This is a genomic window from Paraburkholderia sp. SIMBA_054, assembly GCF_046534875.1.
GTDB classification, from domain to species: domain Bacteria; phylum Pseudomonadota; class Gammaproteobacteria; order Burkholderiales; family Burkholderiaceae; genus Paraburkholderia; species Paraburkholderia hospita.
Genome location: NZ_JAWRXV010000203.1, coordinates 1 through 608 on the forward strand (window position 1 = coordinate 1; position 608 = coordinate 608).

The window sequence follows — 608 nt, forward strand, 5'->3', positions numbered from 1 at the left end:
CGGTTGAGCACGCCGACGCGAACCGCCACTTCGGTCGCCTGGGAGCCGATCGTGCGCGCCCACAGACAATTGCCGGTGAGCGTCTTGAGCCGGTACATCAGGTTCTCGACCAGCGAGCGCTGGTGATAGCCGCTGCGCTTCTTCCATTCCCTTCGGCCGTCTCGCGCAATGGCACCGATGGCCTCGTTGCGCCAGGCGGCGCCGGGCGTGTTCCCCGGCCAGGGCATTGCCCCTTCGCGCGGTGGGATCGCCGGTTGTGCATCGCGCGCGGCAATCGCCACGTGGCATTGCTTCGTGTCGTATGCGCCGTCTCCACCGATGGTATCGATCGCGTCGTCCGTAGGGATCTGATCGAGCAGCCCAGGCAAGACCTCGGCATCGGCGACGTCCTGATGCGTCATCAACGCAGCGCATACCTGGCCGGTCTTCGCATCCAGCGCGAGATGTACCTTGCGCCACGTGCGACGCTTCGCATAGCCGTGCTTGCGCACCTTCCATTCGCCTTCACCGTAAAGCTTCACCCCTGTGCTGTCGACAAGCAGATGCAGCGGCTCGCCGTTGCGGATCGCGGGCAACGCGACCTTCAACTCCTGCGCGCGACGGCTCAG

Annotated in this window: 1 protein-coding gene; it reads right to left on the bottom strand. The window is 65.5% G+C overall.

All coding sequences use genetic code 11. From position 1 onward, the window contains the following. On the bottom strand, positions 1-608 hold a 608-nt coding region (locus tag SB822_RS54770), incomplete at both ends, for an IS5 family transposase (RefSeq protein ID WP_410858807.1).